The organism is Nocardioides acrostichi, from assembly GCF_015319165.1.
Classification (GTDB): domain Bacteria; phylum Actinomycetota; class Actinomycetes; order Propionibacteriales; family Nocardioidaceae; genus Nocardioides; species Nocardioides acrostichi.
This window is the reverse complement of sequence record NZ_JADIVZ010000012.1, coordinates 28,601-44,484: the sequence shown is the minus strand read 5'-3', so window position 1 is coordinate 44,484 and position 15,884 is coordinate 28,601. Positions and strand designations below refer to the sequence as shown.

General features: G+C 73.5%; 13 protein-coding genes. 1 reads left to right on the top strand and 12 read right to left on the bottom strand.

Annotated features, from left to right (window positions below; translation table 11 throughout):
• Positions 1-3: 3 nt before the first annotated feature.
• On the bottom strand, positions 4-1,194 hold the full coding sequence (locus ISG29_RS17435; protein ID WP_194504739.1) for a benzoate/H(+) symporter BenE family transporter: 1,191 nt from the start codon (positions 1,192-1,194) through the stop codon (positions 4-6).
• Between the two features lie 24 nt (positions 1,195-1,218).
• Here ISG29_RS17435 and ISG29_RS17430 point away from each other — a divergent pair, with 24 nt between their 5' ends.
• Entirely contained in the window at positions 1,219-1,743 is a 525-nt protein-coding gene (locus ISG29_RS17430; protein WP_207793297.1) for a helix-turn-helix domain-containing protein, read from the top strand.
• Here the strand turns inward: ISG29_RS17430 and ISG29_RS17425 are convergent.
• The 11 genes from ISG29_RS17425 to ISG29_RS17375 all read right to left on the bottom strand — a co-directional run bounded on the left by ISG29_RS17425 (position 1,736) and on the right by ISG29_RS17375 (position 15,881).
• On the bottom strand, positions 1,736-2,020 hold the full coding sequence (locus tag ISG29_RS17425; protein WP_194504737.1) for a DUF1905 domain-containing protein: 285 nt from the start codon (positions 2,018-2,020) through the stop codon (positions 1,736-1,738). The two genes, ISG29_RS17430 and ISG29_RS17425, sit on opposite strands and share 8 nt — an antisense overlap.
• A 97-nt stretch (positions 2,021-2,117) precedes the next feature.
• Positions 2,118-3,644 (bottom strand): gamma-glutamyltransferase, encoded by a 1,527-nt coding sequence (locus tag ISG29_RS17420; protein ID WP_194504736.1) that lies wholly within the window; start codon positions 3,642-3,644, stop codon positions 2,118-2,120.
• A gap of 486 nt (positions 3,645-4,130) precedes the next feature.
• A complete protein-coding gene (locus ISG29_RS17415) occupies positions 4,131-5,969 on the bottom strand; it encodes a phosphoenolpyruvate carboxykinase (GTP) (protein ID WP_194504735.1) in 1,839 nt (612 codons plus the stop codon).
• Positions 5,970-6,102: 133 nt separating this feature from the next.
• Positions 6,103-7,131: an alpha/beta hydrolase gene (locus tag ISG29_RS17410; protein WP_194504734.1), complete on the bottom strand. Its 1,029-nt coding sequence runs from the start codon at positions 7,129-7,131 to the stop codon at positions 6,103-6,105.
• Entirely contained in the window at positions 7,128-8,303 is a 1,176-nt protein-coding gene (locus tag ISG29_RS17405) for a cysteine--tRNA ligase (RefSeq protein ID WP_328829665.1), read from the bottom strand. The genes ISG29_RS17410 and ISG29_RS17405 overlap by 4 nt, the downstream gene beginning before the upstream one ends.
• A gap of 54 nt (positions 8,304-8,357) precedes the next feature.
• On the bottom strand, positions 8,358-9,329 hold the full coding sequence (locus ISG29_RS17400; protein ID WP_194504732.1) for an Ig-like domain-containing protein: 972 nt from the start codon (positions 9,327-9,329) through the stop codon (positions 8,358-8,360).
• Between the two features lie 163 nt (positions 9,330-9,492).
• Positions 9,493-10,731 (bottom strand): alpha/beta hydrolase, encoded by a 1,239-nt coding sequence (locus ISG29_RS17395; protein WP_194504731.1) that lies wholly within the window; start codon positions 10,729-10,731, stop codon positions 9,493-9,495.
• A 24-nt stretch (positions 10,732-10,755) separates the two neighbouring features.
• Positions 10,756-12,177: a wax ester/triacylglycerol synthase domain-containing protein gene (locus tag ISG29_RS17390; protein WP_194504730.1), complete on the bottom strand. Its 1,422-nt coding sequence runs from the start codon at positions 12,175-12,177 to the stop codon at positions 10,756-10,758.
• A gap of 4 nt (positions 12,178-12,181) precedes the next feature.
• The gene (locus ISG29_RS17385) at positions 12,182-13,096 is read right to left on the bottom strand and encodes a lysophospholipid acyltransferase family protein (protein ID WP_207793296.1); all 915 of its coding nucleotides are present in this window, start codon (positions 13,094-13,096) and stop codon (positions 12,182-12,184) included.
• A gap of 11 nt (positions 13,097-13,107) precedes the next feature.
• Positions 13,108-14,742, bottom strand: coding sequence for an HsdM family class I SAM-dependent methyltransferase (locus ISG29_RS17380; RefSeq protein WP_194504729.1), 1,635 nt, complete (start codon positions 14,740-14,742; stop codon positions 13,108-13,110).
• A gap of 131 nt (positions 14,743-14,873) precedes the next feature.
• Positions 14,874-15,881 (bottom strand): TIGR03617 family F420-dependent LLM class oxidoreductase, encoded by a 1,008-nt coding sequence (locus ISG29_RS17375; RefSeq protein ID WP_194504728.1) that lies wholly within the window; start codon positions 15,879-15,881, stop codon positions 14,874-14,876.
• Positions 15,882-15,884: the final 3 nt, after the last annotated feature.

The following is a 15,884-nucleotide window of genomic DNA, read 5'->3' as shown; positions in this document are numbered from 1 at the left end:
CGCTCACGTCCGCGGATGCACCAGCCTGACGGCGAGCCCGGCGACCAGCGCCCAGAAGGCGGAGCCGACGCCGAGCACGCTGATGCCCGAGGCCGCCACGACGAGACACACCACGGCGGGCACGCGCTCGTGGTCGTCGCGCAACGCCTCGCCCAGTGAGGCGGCCAGCGTGCCCATGAGCGCCAACCCGGCGGCGGACTGCACGACGCCCTCGGGCGCGGCGGCCACGACCGCGGTGACGGCACCCACGCCGAGCGCGAGCACGGCGTAGGCGGCGGCGGCCGAGAGGGCGGCCGGCCAGCGACGCGCCCGGTCGGGGCCGGCGTCCGGGCCGGCGACGAGCGCTGCGGTGATCGCGGCGAGGTTGACCGCGTGCCCACCGAAGGGGGCGCTCAGCACGGTGCCGATCCCGGTGACGCCCATCGACTCGCGCCACGGAACCCGGTAGCCGAGGCCGCGCATGACCGCCACGCCCGGCACGTTCTGCGAGGCCATGGTCACCACGTAGAGCGGCAGCGCGATGCCGACCAGGGCGGGCACCGACCACGACGGCGTCGTGAGGGCTACGGACGGCGTCAGTTCGCCGACAGCGATCCGGTCACCGGCGGCCACGATCACCACACCCAGGGCGACGACGAGCGAGGCTGGCACGGCCCACCGTGGGGCCAGCCGCAGGAGCACGAGCCACGTCACCACGATGGGCGCGATCCGCAGCGGCGCGTCGACCAGGGCTGTGACCGGCTCCAGGCACAGCGGGAGCAGCACCCCGGCGAGCATGGCCCGAGCCAGCGGCACCGGGATCGCGGCCACGAGGTCACCGAGCCGGGGCACCAGGCCGGTCAGCACCACCAGCAGGCCCGTGACGACGAAGGCCCCCCCGGCCGCCGGCCAGCCGCCGTCCACCGGGCCGGTCGTGACGAGCAGGGCCGCGCCAGGGGTCGACCAGGCGAGCGCGAGCGGCATCCGGTGCCGCAAGGCCAGCCACAGCATGCCGAGGGCCTGGGCGAGGCACAGCGCGGCGAGGCCGGACGCCGCCTGGTCGGCGGTGGCGCCCACGGCGCGGAGTCCGGCGAGCACCACCACGAACGCGCTGCTGAAGCCCACGACGGCAGCGACCGCACCGGCGGTGACGGGTGCGGCCAGGTGCGTGCTCGACGTAGGATCAGGGTGTTCGGTTGACGGAACGTTCCGCATATGGAACAGAGTAGGAGCGGAGCCGTGTCGAGTCCAGGGGCCACCGCCGGAGCCCGAGTCCGGGCGATCCGCGAGTCGCGCGGCCTGAGCCTCAGCGCGCTCGCGGCGATCGCCGGCATCGGCAAGGCGACCCTCTCCGAGCTCGAGAGCGGGCGCCGGAACCCGACCCTCGACACCCTCTACGCCATCGCCGGTCCGCTGGGGGTGCCCCTGGTCGCCCTGGTCGCCGAGTCCGATCTCGTCGTCGGCGATGCGGCGCTGGACTCCGTGCGCCTGCACGTGCAGCACGATGCCGACTCGACGACCGAGGTCTACCTCGTGCGGGTGCGCCCCGGCGCCACCCGGCGCTCCCCGGCCCACGCCCCGGGGGTGCGCGAACAGCTCGTGGTGCTCTCCGGCGAGGGCACGCTGGAGGCCGAAGGCGCCAGCGTGCCGCTGGCTCCCGGCGTCCACCATGCGTGGGCCGCCGACCAGCCGCACGCCTATTCCGCGAGCGACGCCGGTGTCCTGGTGGCCGTCGACGTGATCGTCACGCCCGGCATCAGCTGAGGCGCCGGGTCAGGTGCACCTCGACCTCGTCGCCGTCGGCCTTGCCCAGGCGCCGCCGGATCGCGGCCGCCACGGGCAGCTTGTGGGTTCCGTCGCCCAGCGCCATGAAGGCGCCGCGAAACGGCTCGCCGTCGATGGTGCCGGCCACCTTCACCAGGCCCCGGGTACCGAAGATCTCCGCCGAGCCGGGCAACTGCACACAGGTCCAGGTGTCGCCTGTTCGGACCTTGCCGAGGGTCGCCGTGAACGTGAGGTCGAGCGGCGCGGGGTCGGACATCGATACCACCTCCGACGTGGTCGAGCGCGGCTCTCGCGCTCTCACCCCCTCTGACCCGCCGAGCGCTCGGGACTCATCGGATTCGGCATCGACCCGGTCAACGACTCCCCGTGGCGCTGGCGCGGCGAGGGTCGCCGTGGGCCTCGAGGCGGCCGTCGGCGTGGACGAGCGCGAGGCCCACGCCGCCGAAGTACATGTGCGGGCCGGGGTAGGCGTGTGCCGCGAGGCCGGCGGACGACGCCGCCTCGGCCAGGCCGTCACCGGGCTCGTGCTCGACCGAGGTGGAGCCGTCGAGACGCACCCGCACGTGCAGCCGCGGCGCCTCGACGGCGGTGCGTGGGTCGGCGCCGTGCAGCATCGTCTGCCCGAGTACCTGCACGAGTGCGGAGGTGATGCGGTCGGCTCCGGGCGACCCGGCCGCCAGCACCCCACCGTCGCCGCTGCGCGCCACGGTGGGCGCCATGTTGGACGCCAACCGGGTTCCGGGTGCGAGCGCGTGCAACCCGCGACGGTTGAGCTCGGTCTCGCCGAGACAGTTGTTGAGCAGCAGTCCGGTGCCGGGCACGCAGGTGCCGGAGTGGTACCCCGACGAGAACGTGATGGCGCAGGCGGTGCCCTCGGCGTCGACGGCTGAGACGTGCGCGGTCGACGCGGACGACGAGAGCCCCGCCAGGCTGGCGTCGGCGAGCATCGCCCGACCGGCGGCGTCGAGATCCGGGGCGGTGTCGAGCACACCGATCCGGTGGGTCAGCACCGCATGCTGCACCTGCACGACGTCGCTCCAGGTGAACCCGCCCTGCGCCGTGGCCCGGCGGGCGAGCTCGCGCAGCATCACGGCGAGCACCACGCCGCCGATCGCCGGCGGCGGGTTGAGTGCGACGTCCCACGCCCCGACGTGCAACCGCACCGGCTCGCGCTCTACCACCTCGTAGGCCGCCAGATCGGCCGCCGTGACCAGGCCGTCGTCGGCCAGCGAGGCGACCATGGCCCGGGCGACGTCGCCATGGGTGAACAACCGCGGCCCCTCCTGCCCCAGCGCCTCGAGCGTGGCGGCCAGCGGTCGGTTGTGGGTGGTCTCGCCGGCACCCAGCGCCGACCCGTCGTCGCGGGTCACCAGGCGCCGCGCCTCGGGGTCGAGGGCGAAGAGGGAATCGCGCACGAACTCCAGGTAGGTGGCCGAGGCCCGGCCCAGCGGGTATCCCTCGCGGCAGGCGAGCGCCGCGGGCTCGACCAGGCGCGCGAACGGCAGGCGGCCCCAGCGTCGCGCCGCGAGTGCGAAGGCGGGTACGACGCCCGGGGTCGCGACGGAACCGGCTCCGGCGTGCATCGTCACGCCGCCGCCGTAGTCGGTGTCGATGCTCACCACCCCGTGCCCGAAGCGCTCGGTCGCCACACCGCGGCCGGGCATCTCGACGTTGCCGTCGAGCACGACGGGGTCGCCTCCCGCTGGCCAGACGGTGACGTAGGCGCCGCCCATCAGGTTGACGATGCCGGGCTCGGTGGCGCCCGCCACGAAGGCAGCGGCAAGCGCGGCGTCGACGGCGGTCCCGCCCTCCGAGCCCACGGCGAGGCCGGCCTCGAGAGCCTGCGCCCCGGGGGCGGCGACGGCGACGCGGGGGCTCATGGGGTCATCATCGCTCTATCCTGCGCCGCACCGGTGGTTGAGCCGAGAGGCCGTCCACGGCCGAACGCCCACCGGTGGTTGAGCCGAGAGGCCGTCCACGGCCGAACGCCCACCGGTGGTTGAGCCGAGAGGCCGTCCACGGCCGAACGCCCACCGGTGGTTGAGCCGAGAGGCCGTCCACGGCCGAACGCGCACCGGTGGTTGAGCCGAGAGGCCGTCCACGGCCGAACGCGTCGAAACCCGGCGAGTCGAGAGGCACGGCTGCTTCTCGTCTCACCGGGTTTCGACACGGTCTCGGCTAGCGCCTCGCCCGGCTCAACCACCGGACCCCTCGACTAGCGCCTCGCCCGGCTCAACCACCGGACCTCTCGGCTAGCGCCTCGCCCGGCTCAACCACCGGACCTCTCGGCTAGCGCCTCGCCCGGCTCAACCACCGGACCCCTCGACTAGCGCCTCGCCCGGCTCAACCACCGGGTGGGCGAGGGCTCAGGCCTCCAGGGCCTTGGCCACGCGGCGGTGCGCCTCCCAGATGGCCTCGGGAAGGCCGTCGAACTGCTCGAGGTGCTCGTGGCGGAAGTCCATCTCCTGGCGCCAGCGGTCGAGATCGATCTTCAGGATGCGGTCCATGTCGGCGGCCGGAACCTCGAGGCCGTCCATGTTCAGCTCCTCGAGGGTCGGGATGACGCCCACGGGGGTCGCCTCGCCCTTCGCGTCGCCGTCCTTGAACTGCATGAGCCACAGCAGGGGGCGGAGGTTCTCGCGGTAGCCGGGCCAGAGGAAGTGGCCGTCCTCGGCGTCCTTTTGGAACCAGTTGACGTGCGCGAAGATCGGCGGGTTCGAGGCGGCGCCGATGATCTTGAGCCAGTGGGCGGCGTAGTCGGCCTCGGAGTAGGCCATGAACGGGCGCATCGACATGGGGTCGTAGCGCAGCTGCCCGTCGAGGCCGTCGGCGGCGAAGGTCGCCTCGGCGCCGAGGGTCAGGCCGTCGTAGACACCCTCGGCGAGGTCGGTGATGGCCCGCACGAGCGGCTCGCGGTCGCGGGTCCGGCCGCCGAAGATGATCGCGTCGACCGGCACGCCCTTCGGATCCTCGAAGTCACCGGCCACGTTCGGAACGTTGGCCAGGGTGGTGGTGAAGCGGCTGTTCGGGTGGGCCCACGGCGAGTCGTCGCCGGGCTCCCGGTCGGCGATCTTCTCGCCCTTCCAGTCGTGCCAGCCCTCGAGCTCGGCGGGCGGGTTCTTGGTCTTGCCCTCCCACCAGACCTCCTGGGTCAGGTCGTTGTAGGCGACGTTGGTGAAGATCGCCCCGCTGCCGGGCTCGATGGAGTCCAGGGCGGTGGGGTTGGTCTTCTCGTTGGTGTCCTTCGCGACGCCGAACACGCCGAACTCGGGGTTCATCGCGTAGACGCGGCCGTCGTCGGGGTCGACCCAGAGCCAGGCGATGTCGTCGCCGTAGAACTCCACGTGGTAGCGGTCACCGAGAGCGTCGGGGGCCAGCGTCATGGCGAGGTTCGTCTTGCCGGACGCCGACGGGAAGCCGCCGGCGATGTGCCAACGCTTGCCGGTCTCCTTGTCGGAGATGCCCAACAGCATGAACTGCTCGGCCAGGAACCGGTCGCTCGCGCGACCGTCGTAGCAGGCCTGGCGCAGGCCGTGCGCGATCTTGCCGAGCAGCGCGTTGCCGCCGTAGGAGGAGCCGAAGTGCAGGATCGTGCGCTGGTCGGCGACGGTCACGAAGTAGCGCTGGTCGGCGTCGGTGCCCTGGCCGAGGTTGGGCAGGTCGCCGGTGACGTGCACGGCGCGCACGAAGTGCTGGGGATCCTCGAGCTGGTCGAGGTACGTCACGCCGACGCGGGCCATGCGGATCATGTGCAGCACGACCGGGCGGTTGTCGGTGAGCTCCACGCCGGCGGCGTAGGCCTCGAGCGGCGAGCCCTGCGGCGCCATCAGGTAGGGCACCACGTACATGGTCTTGCCGGCGGACTGCCCGCGCATGCGCTCCAGCTGCGAGGCCGACATCTCCTCGGCGTCACGCCAGTTGTTGTAGACGCCCTTGTCCTCCGGCTTCGAGGTCGCGACGATCGTGCGCTCCTCGGAACGCGCGGTGTCCTTGACGTAGGAGCGGGAGTAGTACAGACCCTCACCGGCGGGCTGGAGCTCGCCGGCCTCGAGGGCCTCGGCGACCAGGCGGGCGTCGTCGGAGGCGTTGACCACCTCGACGGCGGCGGGCTCGGTGATCCCGGCCCAGTAGGTAACGTACTCACGTACGTGAGGGTTGGAGACCCCTGCCTCGTCGAGAGCCTTCTCGACGTCCGCCGCGCTCATGCTGGCCATTCGATGTACCTTCCGCTGCTGACCTGGACTACGGCACGGTAACCAGGCTCGAGCCCGTTTTCGGCACTGGGATCGTTTGAACGATCCAGAAGTAGGCCCGGTCTCCGTTCGGTTGTGGCCTGGCTCACGACGGGGCGCCGGAGGGCCTCCCGAGCGTGCGCGCCAGCCACCGATCCTGGGCCCGCAGGCAGTCGTCGGCCAGGGACGACGAACCGGCCGCCAGGGTGAACCCGTGGAAGCCCCCCGCCCACACGTGCAGCTCGGCGTCGCCGTCGGCCTCCCACAGACCGGCCGCGAAGGCGACGGCCTCGTCGCGAAACAGCTCGGCCGAGCCCACGTCGACGTAGGTGAGGGGCAACCCCCTCAGTCCGGGATCGGTGTCGAGAGCACGCGCCGGCGCGGCGTAGGCCGAGACGTCGGGCCCTCCGGCCGCGTCACCGAGCAACGCGGTCCAGGCGTAGGTCGAGTCGCGCCCGTCCCACGGGCCGCGCTCGTGGAACTGAGCGGCCGAGGGGGTGCGCTGCCGGTCGTCGAGCATCGGGCTGGCGAGCAAGAGGCCCGCCAAGGCGGGCCAGCCGTGCGCGCCGCCCTCGTCGCGCGCCCGCAGCGCGAGGCCAGCGGCCAGGCAGCCGCCGGCGCTGGTGCCGGCGAGCACGACCTGGTCGGGGTCGACGCCGAGATCCTCGGCGTGCTCGAGAACCCAGCCGAGGACAGTCCAGCCGTCGTCGTGCGCGGCCGGGAAGGGGTGCTCGGGCGCGAGGCGGTACTCCACGCTGAAGGCGGTGAGCCCGTGTGCGGCCACCCAGTCGGCGACCTGGTCGGCGCCGAGGTGGCGGTTGCCCATGACCATGCCGCCGCCGTGGAACCACAGCAGGGCCGGCGCGGGCTCTGCGGAACCCTCGCCGGCGCCCAGCGGGCGCAGCCGCGTGAGCGCGATCTCGTGGTCGGCCGGCGCGGGCACGATCAACTCGTCGGCCGCCACCCGGCGCCCGGCCAGGCCCTCGGGCAACGGAGCCGACGCCGCCTGGGCGCGGACCTCCTCGATGTGCTCGGGCGCCATCTCGGTCAGCGCCCGATGCGGGATGCCCTCGGCCAGCTCGGCGAGGTCGGGGTCGTAGGGCGGACCGCTGTGGGGGCCGGTCTGCTCGGTCATCGGGTCAGGCGGAGCACGTCGAGCAGGAAGGCTGCGGCGTCGGGGCCAGCCTCCAGGGCCTCCTCGACGGCGCGCGGCACGTCGAGGCCGTCGAGGAGGGCGGCGAGCACGTCGGCCCGCGCCGCCTCCGACCCGACCCGCTCACTCGGTGGGCCGGCCGCAGCGACCAGCTGGTCGAGTCGGGCGCCGGCGGCCTCGAAGACGGCGTCGTCGCATTCCCAGGAATCCGCGACGGGCCGATCGAGCAGGCCCAGGCGCAGCACCGGCCCCGGGAACCGTTCGAGCAGGTCGCTGACGAGCGTGAGGTTGCCGCTGGACTTCGCCATCTTGTGGCCGCCCAACTGCACCTCACCGACGTGCAGCACTGCGCGGGCGAACGGTGCCGTGCCGGTGGCCGCCTCGACCATGGCCTGCTGGTAGGCGTGGTGCGGGAACGCGAGGTCGCAGCCGCCGACGAGGACGTCGATCGCGTGGCCGAGGCTGGCCACGGCCATCGCCGCGCACTCCGCGTGCCACCCCGGACGACCCCACCCCCAGGGGCTGGGCCAGGCCGGCTGGTCGTCGGCGGAGGGCCGCCACAGGGCGACGTCGAAGTCCGATGCGCGGCCCGGCACGTGGTCCTGGTCGCCGTACTCGCGGGAGAGGGCCAGCGCCGTCGGCTCGTCGAGCCGAGCCAGGGCGGGCACGCCCGCGCCACGGAAGTAGACGTAGCTACCCTGCTCGCTCTCGTGCACGTAGGCCGCATCGGCGTCGAGCAGGGCGGCGGTGAGCCGGACGACGGCGGGCACGTGGGCGCGGGCGTGCGGGCCGTCGTCGGGCCGGGCGACGCCGAGCGCGGTCATGTCGCGGTCGAACTGGAACTCCTGCACCACCGCCAGCTCGTCGTAGTGGCGTCCGGCCCGGTGGGCGGCAGCCGTGAGCACGTCGTCGACGTCGGTGACGTTGCGCACCAGGTGTGTGCGGGCACCGGCGGCCCGGGCCACCGAGCACAGCAGGTCGGCCCACACGAACGTCGACGCGTGCCCCACGTGCGTCACGTCGTAGGGCGTGATGCCGCAGGTGTACACGCGCAGCAACGAGACGGGGAGCAGCCGCGTGCCGCTCAGCACGAGCGGCCGCAGCGGCTCGGCCGTCACCGGGTAGCGGGCTGTCGGGGCGGGGTCGGCACTCACGGGTCGATCCTGCCTCATGGTCGTAGGTGGGTGCAGGGCCCGCCGGGTGGCCGCTCAGCGCTGCCGGATGGCGCGCGAGCCCCTCATGAAGAAGATCTGCTGCTTTCCGTAGGCGACGCGGTAACGGGTCAGGCGCTCGTCGGTGCGGAGGATCTGCGTCTGACCCGGGGCCACTCGGTGCACGCCGAGGCTCCAGCGATGGGCGGAGGGGTGCCTGCCGAGGTAGATCCTCACGAAGCCGTGGTTCGGGTTCGTGAACGAGATCTGCCGCGGCTCGCCGGTGCGGTGGACCCGCACCCTCTCGACCGGGGTGGTCTGGAACGTGGCGACCTCGCTCGCCGTCCGGGTTCCGTTGGTGATCGTGCACGAGAAGCTCGCCCGGACCTTGCGCCCGAGCAGCCTCGCCGGCACCGCCAGGGTGACGGTGCGCGCGTCCGCGGCCACGGTGACCACGCCGGCCGTCGTCTCGTCGCTGGCGCGTCGGGCGTCGGAGCAGCCGGTGATCGTCAGCTCCCGGCCGAAGGGGTCGGTGTCGTTGGCGAGGACGTCGAGCACGTAGGAGCCGCCGCCCATGATGCGCCGATCGGTGAAGTCGTCGTCCACGGCCACCGGCCCGCGCGAGGGATCCTGCTCGACGGTGAGCGTGATGGTGGCCGGGGCCGACGTGCGCGACTGGCCGTCGATCACGTCGTAGTGCACGACCACGGTGCCGAGAGGCGCGAAGTGGCTGACATCGGCGAACAGGGTGCCGGCCTCCACGTAGAGCACCACCCCGGTGTCCCTCTCCGGTCGCTCGAAGTCGTGGATCCTCACCTCACCCGTGGGCGTGTCGTTGGCCTCGACGCGCAGTGGCACCACGGCTTCGTCGGGATACAGGGTGTAGGCGTCGTCGTGGGCGACCGGCGCGCCCGGGTCGGTGTCGGCCGCCGCGGGCACCGCCAGCACCACCGCCCCCAGAAGGGTGGCGATCGACGAGGCCAGGCCCACGCGGGACACCCGGAGCATGGAGAAACGGACAGCCTTCACGGCCCCTCCTGACTGGCGAGGATCCCCCCGATCCTCCAGGCTCGGAGCATCACTCCTCGCACGAGAGCCAGTCAATGCTCGGCAAAGGAAATGGCCCTCTTGGGCCATGTCGACCCCCGGGCACGGGCCCGCGGGAGCCTCTGGGAGATCGCGGAGCCTGGGTTCAGACCGCCGAGGCGCCGCCGACCACGGTGAGCGGCACGGCCGTCGCAGACGTCTGCACGGCCGCGAGGAACTGCTCGACGGCGCGGGCGGTGGCGCGCGCACGCTCGGCGTCGAGCACGTCGTAGGCGTGGCCGGCACCGGGCAGCTCGGCGTAGCGCACGACCTGGTCGGAGACCTCGGCCAGCCGGACGGCGAAGTCGCGGCCCTGCTCGACGGGGATGATCGAGTCGGAGTCACCGTGCACGACCAGGAACGGTGGTGCATCGGCGGCTGCCAGGTGGATCGGCGAGGAGTCGCGGTACAGCTGCGGGTCGTCCTCGAGCGCGGTGCCGACGACCACGTGCTCGATGAAGCCCATGAGGCGCTTGCGCTCGAGGGTGTCGCGGCTCTCCCAGTCGTAACGACCGTAGAGGCCGACGACGGCGCGCACGGTGGTGTCGACGTCCTCGAAGCCGGGCTGGAAGCGCGGGTTGTTGGGCGTCAGGCCCAGCAGCGAGGCGATGTGACCGCCTGCGCTGCCGCCGGCCACGGCGACGGACTCGGGGTCACCGCCGTACTCGGCGATGTTCTCGCGGATCCAGGCCACGGCGCGCTTGGCGTCGATGATGTGGGCCGGCCACCGGTCGTGGGGCGCGGAGCGGTAGTCGATGGTGACGCAGACCCAGCCGGCCTCCGAGAGATGCTTGAGCAGGGCACCGCCCTGACCCTGGCGCATGCCGAAGATCCAGCCGCCGCCCGGGATGAACAGCAGGACCGGACGCCGCTCGCCGGCGCGAGCGGACTCATCGGCCCACACGTCGAGACGGGGCCCGCGGGGCAGATCGGTGTAGGGCTCGTTGCGCAGCACCGCACGGGCGGTGCGGCGGTTGCGGCAGCGCACGGGCCGCTCGGCGGCACGGGCGGCCGCCTCGGGCGTGGGCTCGAGGTCGCCGACGGCGCGCTGGAGCGCGAGCTCGCTCAGGGCGCGGTCGCGCACCTTGTCGGGCTTGGGCTTCTCGGCCGCCGGCGGGCGCCGCAGGTCGACATGGGGGGCGCGCATGTCGGAGATGTACTCCGGCGCGACCCGTGCGGCGAAGAGGGTGATGGCCGTCAGGCTGCCCAGGGGCTTGAACACCGGGCCCACCACCGGCAGCCGGGAGGTCGCCACCGACAGATCGAGGAGGGTGCGCGTGGGGTGGGTCACCACGGAGGCAGCAGCGTGCAGGGCACCGGGCAGCAGTCCCGACGGTCTGGTCATGTCACCAGGATCACACGACTTCGCTTATTGGGAAGGGCTTTCCTCACCCCTCAGGACTCCCCTGCGCCCGCGGATGGCCTCGTCGAGCTCGACCAGGGCCTCGCCCATCCGCCGCAGGAACCTCGCCGGGTCGACCATGGTGCGCGGCGTCCCGATGAGCCCGAGATACATCTCGCCCCCGTAGCTGTACGCGGTGAGATTGACGTCGGCCGGGGCGACAGCCAGGGACTGGGAGAAGAACCCCACCACCTCGACGTCGCCGAGCCAGCGGTGCTCCGAGGGGCCGCGGAGGCTGGCGGTCGTCACGTGGTTGAGCACGACCGGGCTGCGCGGCGCGGCGAGTGCTCGCAGTCGCGAGGCGACTCGCGGCGCGAGTCCGGCGAGGAACTCGGTCCGGGCGAACCCCGCCGACCGGCGCTGCCCGACCGAGACGCGCATGCTGCGCGCCGTCGCCTCCAGCCGCGCCACCGGGTCGGAGAGCTCGGCATGCAGGTGCACGTGGGTCTCGGCGATGGCGTTGCCGCCCAGCCGGGGGTCGGCGACGTCCTCGGCCACACCGAAGGTCGCCACCAGTGGCGCCTCGACCCGCTCACCGCGAGCGAGCAGCTCGGCTCGCACCGCTCCCGCGAGCACCCCGTGCAGCACCCCGGTGACCGTGCCGCCGGTGGCCTGGGAGATCCCTCGCACCGCGCCGAGGTCGAGTCGGCTCGACGCGCACACCCGCGAGGCCTCACCCCGGCCGTTGAGGCTGCTGCGGCGCGCGCGCAGCGGGCGGGGCACCGAGGCGGCGTCATCCGGGCTCGGCTGCTCCGCCCGTCGCGAAGCGCGCCGCTCCCGGCCGATCACCGGCAGCAGTCGCAGGCGCGGACCCCATGACCGCAGCACCCCGACCGCCAGGGCGGCCTGGCCCGGGGTGGACGACGGACGCGGGGCCGCCGCTGCGGGCGGCACGTCGCCGCTGCTCTCGCCCGTCAGCGCGGAGAAGAGGTTCGCCGCCGCCAGACCGTCCATCACCGCGTGGTGCACCCGGGCGATCACCGCCTGACGCCCCCCGTCGAGACCGTGCACGAGGGTGAGCGCCCACAACGGGCGGTCGCGGGGCAGGTGCTGCTCGGCCAGACGGGCGCACACCTCGTCGAGATCGCGCCAGCCCGGCTCGGCGTCCGCGAGGTCGACCTCGCCGAGATGCGCGTCGAGGTCGAAGTCGGCGTCGTCGACCAGGAACGGTCGGGCACCGAACCAGCGCCGTTCGACCAGGCGTCGCGTCGTCCACGGCACCAGACCGAGCCGTGGCTCGACGGCCGCGCGGATGTCCTCCCGGCTCACCGCTCGCCCGCGCTGCGTGGAGTCGAGCACCAGGATCTTGAGCGTGTGCATCGGAACGTCGGGCGTCTCCAGGTGCAGCAGCAGCGAGTCGCGGCCGCCGAGGCGCTCGGGTGCGGGCATCGGCTCAGCCCAGGAACGGGAACCGACGCTCATCGGCCATCTCGTCGATGGCCTCTTGCATGCGGCGCCGGACCTCGACGTCGGTCTCCTCGGGACTCTCGAAGGCGGCCGGGTCGACCGGCTCCAAGATCCGCGTCTTGATCTTGGCCGGCAGCGGGATGTTGATCGGGGTGCCGATGCTGATGCCGAACGGGAAGCCGATCGAGATCGGGAAGGCGCGGGCCCGCAGGAGTTTGTCGAGCCGCAGCAGCTCGGCGATGGGCTCACCGCGCGTGAGGAAGAGCTGGGTCTCCTGACCGCCGATGCTCACGACGGGCACGATGGGCACGCCGGCCTCGAGTGCCGTGCGGACGTACCCGATGCGGCCGGCGAAGTCGATGACGTTCGCGTCGCGGGTCGGCCGCAGCACGTCGTGGACGCCACCGGGGAAGACCAGCGTGAGCTCGCCGGAGGTCAGGGCCTCGTGGGCGGCCTCCCGGGTCGCCTCGATCAGGCCGAGCTTGGCGAACATCGCGCCCCACGGGCCGGCGAAGATCGCGGTGTGCGCCAGGGTGACGATGCGTCGCTTGACGCCCAGGCCGGAGGCCAGGCCACTGGCGATGAGCGGGAGATCCATGGCCATGAACCCGCCGGAGTGGTTCGACACCAAGAGCGCGCCGCCCGCGGGTACGTGCTCGGAGCCGGTGAGCTCGTGCCGGAAGTAGGCCCGCAGCAGCCGGTACGCCGCCAGCACCGGGTCGAGCCCCTGGCTCTTCTGGGCCTCGACCTCGGCGTCGACCGCCGCCTCGACCTCGACCAGCACGTCCTCGGCCCGCGGCGGCTGCACGTTCGTGGCCGGTGCCTTCTTGGCGGTCGCCTTCCTCGCGGTCGCCTTCTTCGCGGTCGCCTTCTTGGCGGGTGTCGCTTCGTCGGTGGCCATCTCGTTCTCCGTCAGGTGCGTGGGGTGACCCGGTCCAGCCACCACCGCGTCACCGCGGCGGCCTCTGAGCGCTCGAGCCCGTATGCCTCACAACCCCGCCGGGCGGCTTCGGTGACGTCGAGTGGCGTGTGACGGTCGTCACCCGACGGGGCGAAGTGCCACCTTCGCACGGCCTCGGCGGCGGCGTCCCACCTCTCCCGGTGGGCGGGCAACGGCAGGTCCGCGACCTGGCGGGCGCTCAGTTTGAGCGACCCGGGCGTGAGCGCAGTGCCGGCATAGCGAGCCGCGGCCATCGCGGTGATCGGCGGCGCGAGCAGCACGGCGAGCACGTGCCAGATCCGCTCGCTGTCGTGCGGCACCACGCTGATCACCGGGACCGACGGCAGCCAGGTGCCCTCGGCGTCCGCTGCCGCCTCGAGCACCCGCCCCTGGGTGGCCAGCAGGATCTTCGGCACCCGACGCCGTTTCGCCCACGCCGCCAGCTTCGGGTCCGCCGCGCCCAGGGTCGTGAGGTCGACCGCGGGCGCGGTCCACGTGCGGCGTGCGAAGCGGACCGGGCGCGTGCCCCAGTGGCAGACCGCCGCGTCGAGCAGTCCGCTCGTCACGAGAGGGGCGTGGTCGGGTGGCACCGCGGCCGGGTCGACCTCGCGCACGTGGTCGACGATCCCGTAGTACTGGTCGCGGAAGTCGGCGGCGCACGACGCCAGGTCGCCCAGCCGACCGGCCACCCTCGCGCTCACCCGGGGCATCCCGAGGGACGGCGCCAGCAGCGCACCCCACTCGCCCTCCGGCAGCGGCGTGGTCTCCTCGCCCGGGTGGTGGCGTACTCGTCCCTGCACGGCGTCGCGGTGCAGGGTCAGCACGCAGGCGCGCACCCGGGCGTCCTCGAAGACCGCCTGGTCACTGGCCCAGAAGTCGGTGACCGCGGCCCGCGACGTCACGGCGGCTCGCACGCCGGCGGCGTCACGCGCCGCCAGGACCGACTGCGGTTGCACCAACGCCAGCCGGCCGCCGGGGGCGAGCAGGTCGAGGCCGCGCAGCACGAACAGGGCCGAGATGTCGGTGTAGGGCGCGAGGGCCTCGCCGGCCCAGCAGCGGACACGTGCGGCGTCCTCGCGGGTCAGCGCGCTGCGCGCCGCGAGGGGGGTCAAGAAGGGCGGGTTGCCGACCACCACGTGGTACCCGCCCACCAGCGCGTCGGGGTCGAGCAGGGCGTCGGCGTGCGCGAGGTGGGTCGCCTCGGCCGCGGCGGGCCCGGCCAGCTCGGCGAGGCTCGCACGCAGCACGGCCAGGGCGTCGGGGTCGACATCGGCGCCGTGCAGGCAGCCCGCCACCTCGGCCAGCGCCGCTCGGCGAGCGTCGTCTCCACCGGTGCCGCGCAGCGCCGTCAACCGCGCGGCGAGCCGGTGCGCCGCGCCGAGCAGCACTCGGCCCGCACCGCAGGTGGGGTCGCACACCCGGACGGTCAGGAGCCGCTGGTGCGCCTCGTCGGGGGCGAGCCCGGCCAGCAGATCGTCGAGCGCGGGCTCCAGCGCTGTGTCGAGCAGGTGCGCCACCAGCGGCTCGGGCGTGTAGTAGACGCCCTGACGCCGGCGCTCCTCACGCGAGCGCGCCCGCTCGTGCCGCGCCGCCGCGTCGTCGCTCACGGCCCGTCGCTCACGCCTCACGGGGCCGCCGAGGTCGGTCACGGGCACGACCCAACCGCACGGCCGGTCACCCGGCAACCGTCCCGGCGCGCCATCGACCCCTCGGGCGATCAGGAGTGACCACCCCGCGGCTACGCCAGTGCGTGGACGGCGGTGGCGAGGTCGGCGAGCAGGTCCGGGGGGTGGGTGGAGCCGGGGAAGTAGCAGCAGACCCGGTCGGCGAGGTCGCCGAAGCGGCGGCCGATCTCGGCGGCGACCTCGACCGGGGTGCCGACGATCGCGATGCTGCGCAGCAGGTCGTCATCGACCAGATCCATCATCGTGGCGACGTCGCCGGTCTTCGACAGCGCGTTGAGCCGGGGCTGGAGATCGCCGTGCCCCTCGATCTCCAGCACCGAGGCGTAGGCCGGTGTGGAGCCGTAGAACGCCACCAGACCCCGCACCCCGACCGTCGCCTGCTCGACCTCGGCGGGGGTGCGCCCCAGCGCCACGATGGCCTGGGGGAAGAGGTCGACCTGGTCGCGCCCGCCTCGATCGAGCCCCTCGGCCACGGCCGGCAGCGTGCGCTCGCGTAGGTGCCGGTGGCTGTGGAAGGGCATCACGAGCAGTCCGTCGGCGACCTCGGCCGCGGTGCGGGTCATCACCGGGCCGAGCGCCCCGAGCAGCACCGGTGGCACGCCGTACGGGTTCGGGCCGGGCACGAACGTGGGCGGCATGAGGGTGTGCCGCGTGAACTCGCCGCGGAAGTCGAGCCGGGCGCCGTCCTGCCAGGCGGTCAGGATCGTCTTCGTGGCCAGCACCCACTCGCGCATCCGGGCCGCGGGGCGGCTCCAGGTGGAGCCGTAGCGGTTCTCGATGTGCGGACGGATCTGCGAGCCCAGCCCCAGCCGGAACCGGCCGCGGCTGAGCAGCTGGAGGTCGTAGGCCTGGTGCGCCAGGTGCAGGGGGCTGCGGGGCAGTGCGATCGCGACGTTGGTCATGAGGTCGGTGCGCACCGCCTGGCTGGCCAGCACCAGGGGTGTGAACACGTCGTGCGGACCCTCGAAGGTGAACAGTCCGTCGGCGCCGGTGGCCACGAGTTCGACCGCGCGGTCGGAGGCGAGGTCGGGGGCGGCGTCGAGCTGGAGGTCGAGCAGCACGGG